The sequence below is a fragment of the Marinifilum sp. RC60d5 genome (genome assembly GCF_052400665.1).
GTDB lineage: Bacteria > Bacteroidota > Bacteroidia > Bacteroidales > Marinifilaceae > JBQTGK01.
This window is the reverse complement of sequence record NZ_JBQTGK010000001.1, coordinates 915286-921548: the sequence shown is the minus strand read 5'-3', so window position 1 is coordinate 921548 and position 6263 is coordinate 915286. Positions and strand designations below refer to the sequence as shown.

Annotated in this window: 6 protein-coding genes and 1 tRNA gene; 2 read left to right on the top strand and 5 right to left on the bottom strand. The window is 33.7% G+C overall.

Annotated features, from left to right (window positions below):
- Positions 1-79 precede the first annotated feature (79 nt).
- A tRNA-Asn gene (locus ACT3CE_RS03945) sits at positions 80-153 on the bottom strand.
- 411 nt (positions 154-564) lie between these two features.
- Between ACT3CE_RS03945 and kbl the strand changes: the two genes are divergently transcribed.
- Together kbl and ACT3CE_RS03935 are read left to right on the top strand one after the other, a co-directional pair.
- Positions 565-1755, top strand: a complete 1191-nt coding sequence (kbl, locus tag ACT3CE_RS03940) for a glycine C-acetyltransferase (RefSeq protein WP_444708454.1) — start codon at positions 565-567, stop codon at positions 1753-1755.
- Positions 1756-1833: 78 nt separating this feature from the next.
- Entirely contained in the window at positions 1834-2487 is a 654-nt protein-coding gene (locus ACT3CE_RS03935; RefSeq protein ID WP_444708453.1) for an outer membrane beta-barrel protein, read from the top strand.
- 35 nt (positions 2488-2522) lie between these two features.
- Here ACT3CE_RS03935 and ACT3CE_RS03930 read toward each other — a convergent pair whose 3' ends face one another.
- The 4 genes from ACT3CE_RS03930 to ACT3CE_RS03915 form a co-directional block, all read right to left on the bottom strand.
- Positions 2523-3137, bottom strand: coding sequence for a deoxynucleoside kinase (locus ACT3CE_RS03930; RefSeq protein WP_444708452.1), 615 nt, complete (start codon positions 3135-3137; stop codon positions 2523-2525).
- 97 nt (positions 3138-3234) lie between these two features.
- Complete coding sequence (locus tag ACT3CE_RS03925; RefSeq protein ID WP_320117996.1) at positions 3235-3849, bottom strand: deoxynucleoside kinase; 615 nt, start codon at positions 3847-3849, stop codon at positions 3235-3237.
- 98 nt (positions 3850-3947) lie between these two features.
- A complete protein-coding gene (locus ACT3CE_RS03920; protein WP_444708451.1) occupies positions 3948-4718 on the bottom strand; it encodes a hypothetical protein in 771 nt (256 codons plus the stop codon).
- 4 nt (positions 4719-4722) lie between these two features.
- On the bottom strand, positions 4723-6237 hold the full coding sequence (locus ACT3CE_RS03915) for a GH3 auxin-responsive promoter family protein (RefSeq protein WP_444708450.1): 1515 nt from the start codon (positions 6235-6237) through the stop codon (positions 4723-4725).
- Between the last annotated feature and the right edge of the window lie 26 nt (positions 6238-6263).

Here is a 6263-nt window from a genome sequence, read left to right as displayed (position 1 = left end):
TCAGATGCTCTAACCAACTGAGCTAAGAAGGAATAAATTCCTAAAAATATTTTAAAAGCATTAGGCTGCTTTTTTTTTGCTCCCTCTCTAGGACTTGAACCTAGGACCCTCTGATTAACAGTCAGATGCTCTAACCAACTGAGCTAAGAAGGAATAAATTCCTAAAAATATTTTAAAAGCATTAGGCTGCTTTTTTTTAATTCACCTGTAGATCACGTTAGAGCTACATTATTGGTGAAAATTGCGATGCAAAACTAACAGGATTTACTCAATAATGCAACAGCAATTTCAAAAAAAATTAAAAAAAGACCAATTTTATTTTATCAGCTACTTTTGTGTATCCTGTAAAATTACATCTATCTGTCTGTTTACCACTATTACTAATGGTTTCGATAATAGAAAGTAAGTTTATAGAGAAATTTAATGATTCTCAGGAAACATTACTTTGCAAAGTATAAAAAGGTAGATAAAAAACAAATTTTCACTTCGTATCAAGACAAATTTTATTGTAATTTTGGAATTGAAAATTCATTTCAAAAAAATACATCTAAAACAACAATACACATGTACGGAAAATTCAAAGATTATCTTGCAGAAGAAATTCAAGGCATTAAGGATGCTGGTTTGTACAAAAATGAAAGAATTATTACAAGTCCTCAGGGAGCCGAAATTAATGTGAATACAGGTGAAAGCGTATTGAATTTTTGCGCGAATAACTATTTAGGTTTATCATCTCATCCACGTGTAATGGAAGGAGCTAAAAAGGCCTTAGATTCTCATGGTTATGGAATGTCGTCGGTTCGGTTTATTTGCGGAACTACTGATATTCATAAAGAATTAGAGCAGAAAATTGCAACATTTTTCGGAATGGAAGATACCATTCTTTATGCTGCCGCTTTTGATGCCAATGGTGGAGTTTTTGAGCCATTATTTACAAAAGAGGATGCAATTATTTCTGATGAGCTGAATCATGCCTCTATTATTGATGGAGTACGCTTGTGTAAAGCTGCTCGCTACCGTTATAAGCATGCCGATATGGCCGATTTAGAGGAGCAATTAAAAGTTTCTCAGGCGCAGCGTTTCCGTATTATTGTTACCGATGGGGTTTTCTCTATGGATGGTGATATTGCACGTTTAAACGAAATTTGCGACTTGGCAGATAAGTACAATGCTATGGTGATGGTTGATGATAGTCATGCTTCTGGTTTTATTGGAGAAACAGGCCGCGGAACTCATGAGTATCACAAATGCATGGATCGTGTTGATATTATTACTTCTACTCTCGGAAAAGCTTTAGGTGGAGCTCTTGGTGGATTTACAACAGGTAAAGCCGAAATTATTGATATGTTACGTCAGCGTTCTCGTCCATATTTATTTTCTAATTCATTGTCGCCGGTAATTGTAGGTGCCTCAATTGCGGTATTCGATATGTTAACCGAGTCCACAGAATTGCGCGATAAGGTAATTTGGAATGCACAATATTTCCGCGAAGGATTATTAAAAGCTGGTTTTGATGTTAAACCTTCCGATTCGGCCATTAATGCATTAATGCTTTACGATGCAGTTTTGTCTCAGCAATTTGCTGCTAAATTGTTAGACGAGGGGATTTATGTAATTGGTTTTTATTATCCTGTTGTACCAAAAGGACAAGCTCGTATTCGTATTCAGCTTTCGGCAGCTCATACAAAAGAGCATTTGGATAAAGCATTGGCTGCTTTTATTAAAATTGGAAAAGAATTAAAAGTAATCGAATAATAATAAATGAGTTAATGGGGTGTGAGTGAATGAATAACTCACACCTTTCACTCATTAGAGAAAGATAAATTTAAACACATGAGATTTTACCTGCTGGCTTTATCATTTTTACTGATTACTACTTTTGGATTTTCTCAGTATTATAAAGATCAAACCTACTTTGTAGGTGCTTCTGTGGGTTATCAATATCCTTTGGGAGATTTTGCTGATCAGGCGAAAGCCGGGCCTTCTTTGCGTTTAACAGGGCAGAAAATGCTGAATAAGAAATTAAGTGTTGGCGCAGAGCTTTCGTTTAGTTTATTGGGGCAGGGTGAATTTTGGGATGGGAGTCATTTAGGAAATTATGATGTAGATTATAATATTGGATCGGCAATGCTAAGAGCTTCGTATTATTTCGATACTTACGATAGAGATTTTAGGCCTTATGCATCATTGGCTTTTGGGTATTTTTATTTTAGAGAAGTGGCCAAATTTACCTCATCTTCAAGTGGATATGAGAGTCAGAAGAATACCGTTACACAAAATAAAGTAGGCTTAGCTCCTAATCTAGGATTTTTGTATCATATCTCTCAAACCTGGAGTTTCGATTTAAATTTAAGATTTACTTATATTCCTAATTTTCCTGATTCAGTTACAAAAATAGATGAGCAGGAGAGAGAATATCAATATTATCTTGGCTTTAATAAAATCTCTCTTCCTGAATTATCAATGGGATTCTTTTACAGATTTTAGAATAGTGAGAAAAAGTTTTCTCCTACTATTTTTACTTAAAATAATCCATGAATTTTAGCTTCCACTTTATCAACAATAGCGTTTAAATCGGCAGGATTATCCAGAAAATCGATATTATCGGCATCGATAATAAGCAAATTTCCCTGAGTATAATCAGTAATCCAAGATTCGTATCTATCATTTAAGTTTTTTAAGTAGTCTAATCGAATTGTTTCTTCGTAATCGCGACCACGTTTTTGTATCTGGTTAACAAGAGTAGGAACCGACGATTTAAGATAAATTAAAAGATCGGGCGCTTGAACCATTGAACCCATTAGATCAAATAAATTGCAGTAATTTTTAAAATCGCGTTCCGACATTAGACCCATATCATATAAATTTGGGGCAAAAATCATAGCATCTTCATAAATTGTACGATCCTGAACTACATTTTTTCCAGACTTTCTAATTTCCATAATCTGATTAAATCTACTTTTCAGGAAATAGATTTGCAGATTGAATGACCAACGTTGCATGTCATCGTAAAAATCATTCAGGTAGGGATTCTCATCCACATCTTCGTAATGTGCTTCCCATCCGTATTGCTTTGCCAAAAGTTCTGTTAATGTTGTTTTTCCGGATCCTATATTGCCGGCTACTGCTATGTGCATAATCTTGTATAAATTATGAATTGATAGAATAAGTTTAAAATGGCAGGCTTCTCGCTTTAAGAATTTTTAGTTTGAGGTTTTCTGTCATAAATTCTTATTAAAAAAGTCCGTTAAGTTGAGCATCAATTTTGGTAATTACCTCGCTCATGTCTTTAGGTTTTTTTAAAAAATCAATGTTATCTACATCAATAATTAAAAGTTTTCCGTTTGTATAACCATTTATCCATGCTTCGTAACGTTCATTTAAACGTTTTAGATAATCTAAGCGAATGGTTTCTTCGTAATCGCGACCACGAGCCTGAATATGTTCAACTAATGTTGAAATTGATGCACGCAGATAGATTAGCAAATCGGGCGGTTGAATAAGAGAGCTCATAATATCAAAAAGAGAAAGGTAATTATCGAAATCTCTTTTGGGCATTAAACTCATCGATTCCAGATTTGGTGCAAAAATATACGCATCTTCGTATATTGTTCTGTCCTGAATGATATCTTTACCAGATTCGCGTAGAGCTAATACCTGATTGAATCGACTATTTAAGAAATGGATTTGTAGAGCAAAGGACCATCGTTTCATGTCATCATAAAAATCATTCAAATAAGGATTGTCATCAACATCCTCAAAATGAGCTTCCCAGCCATAATGTTTTGCCAGTAATCCGGCCAGAGTTGTTTTTCCGGCTCCTATGTTTCCTGCAACAGCAATGTGCATGTTTATGTTTAGTTTAAATAGAAAATGCAACTAAAATTAATAATAAATTTCAGGATATCAATTCAATATTAAAACTGAGAAATACAGATTCTTTTTAATCAGAAACTTAGCGATCTTATTGATATTGATTTTTCATTAGAGAGGAAAATTTTATTTCCAGAAATTTTAAGATTATTTTTTTTATTTGCGTCGAAAGTAATTAATGGCGGATTTTTTTGCAACAAAGGGGAGTAATGGAATAAGCCAGACTTTGTGCTGTAATAAATTTCATTTTTTTGAAGGTATATTTCCTGAATTCCTGGAATAGATATTTTTCTTAAGAACTGACCATTTTGATCTAAATGCAATATCCCTTTACTTTTAAACAAGAGAAAAAGTTTGCCGTTATATTCTTTAATTTTGGAAAGTGGGATATCTTCAAAAAAAGAACTGATTAATATGCTTTCTGAAACAATACTTCCAGTTTGTGAGATTTTAATAATTTGATTGTCAATTGAATTGTAGAGCCAGAATCCACCTTTTTGTGAGTTGCATACCAACTCGCTTTCTGTATCCGAGAAATCGTATAGGTCAATATCATTGCCAATTAACGATAGTTTACTATTTAGATAAATTAGCTTGTTAAAATCTTTGTAGAACAGCATAATCCGAAGAGGATCGGAAACATCTACCGAGCTTATTTCTCCTAATAACTGGTTTGAATAATTGCATATTTCGTTGCCTTTAGAATCGTATTTAGTAAGCTTAGAATTGCTAACGGTATAAATGAATCCGAGTTTATCGACCTCGAAAGAGCTGTGTTTATTGTTTATTAGAATCTTATTTTGAATGGGTAAAAACAGGTTTAAAAGTATAAGCAAAGAAATCATGGAATCATTTTTTGTTAAGTGTTAAAAGTTCTTCTATAATTTCTCGATTATTCGATAATCGTGGAACTTTATTTTGACCACCAAGTTTACCTTTTGATTTTAACCAGTTGTAAAACAGATTTTTATTCGCCAGGGTTAAAATTGGTTTGTCCAAAGTTATATTTTTATATCGTTTTGCCTCATAATCGGAGTTAAGACTCATTAAAGCATTGTCGAGTATGTAATTAAATTCATCTACATTTTCAGGTGCTTGTTCAAATTCGATTAACCATTGGTGAGTTCCTTTATGATCTTTATCCATGAACACAGGAGCTGCTGTATACTCTTTAATTATCGAATTGGTTTTTTGGCATGCAATTTTCATCGCTTTTTCGGCATTGTCAATAATTAGTTCTTCGCCAAATGCATTAATATACAGTTTGGTTCGCCCCGATATTTTAAATTTAAACGGCTTTTTGGATGTGAAATGAATTGTATCTCCAATTTGGTATCTCCAGAGTCCGCCATTGGTGGTTATTAACATGGCATAGTTTTTATGCAGCTCTACTTCTTCCAAACTTAGTGCTTTGGGGTGTTCATCGTTACTATTTTCTAAAGGAATAAATTCGTAATAAATGCCATAATCCAGCATTAATAGCATCGAATCATCAAGTGGATTATCCTGTATGCCAAAAAAACCTTCAGAGGCATTATAGGTTTCCAGATAGTTCATTTTTGAAGATGGAAGAAGCTCTTTAAATTGTTCGCGATAGGGAGTAAAACTTACTCCACCATGGACAAACAGTTCTAAATTTGGCCATATTTCGAGGATATTATTTTTGTTAGATACTTTTAAAATGTGTTTTAGCAATACCAGAAACCAGGAGGGTACACCCGAAAGGCTCGTAACATTTTCGTTAAGAGTTGCCTCTGTCATTTTGTTGAGTTTCTCTTCCCATTCATCCATTAAAACAATAGAGGTGTCGGGTGTTCTTATAAAATTAGCCCAAAAAGGCAGGTTTTGAATAAGTATTGCAGATAAATCGCCATAATAGGAATTATTCTGAACATTATTAATTTGGTGACTTCCGCCAAGGGTTAGTCCTTTACCAAATAAAATACCTGTTTCGGGAAATTGAGAGGTATAAATGGCCAAAATATCTTTTCCTCCTCTAAAGTGGCAATCTTCCAAAGCTTCTTTACTAACCGGAATGAACTTGCTTTTAGAGTTTGTGGTACCTGATGATTTAGCAAACCATTTTATCTCTGAAGGCCAAAATATATTTTGTTCTCCTTTTCTTAATCGATCGATATATGTTTCAATATCCTCGTATGTTTGTACGGGAAGGCGCTCTTTAAAACGATGAAGAGAATTAATAGATCTGAAATCGTATTTTTTCCCCCATTCAGTTTCCGATGCTTGATCAAGCAATTGAGTTAAGGTTTCCCTTTGAATATCGATAGGATAATCTTTAAAGAAATCGATTTGTGATAGTCTTTTGGTGTTTAACCAACTTACAAGAGAATTGATAAATGCCATATTTGTTGTATTTGCTGTTTTTAAAT

Bases quoted from the DNA above. Each gene is read 5' to 3' on its own strand.
- kbl (WP_444708454.1), top strand. From the start codon at position 565: ATGTACGGAAAATTCAAAGATTATCTTGCAGAAGAAATTCAAGGCATT.
- ACT3CE_RS03935 (WP_444708453.1), top strand. From the start codon at position 1,834: ATGAGATTTTACCTGCTGGCTTTATCATTTTTACTGATTACTACTTTT.
- ACT3CE_RS03930 (WP_444708452.1), bottom strand. From the start codon at position 3,137: ATGCACATAGCAGTAGCCGGCAATATAGGATCCGGAAAAACAACATTA.
- ACT3CE_RS03925 (WP_320117996.1), bottom strand. From the start codon at position 3,849: ATGCACATTGCTGTTGCAGGAAACATAGGAGCCGGAAAAACAACTCTG.
- ACT3CE_RS03920 (WP_444708451.1), bottom strand. From the start codon at position 4,718: ATGATTTCTTTGCTTATACTTTTAAACCTGTTTTTACCCATTCAAAAT.
- ACT3CE_RS03915 (WP_444708450.1), bottom strand. From the start codon at position 6,237: ATGGCATTTATCAATTCTCTTGTAAGTTGGTTAAACACCAAAAGACTA.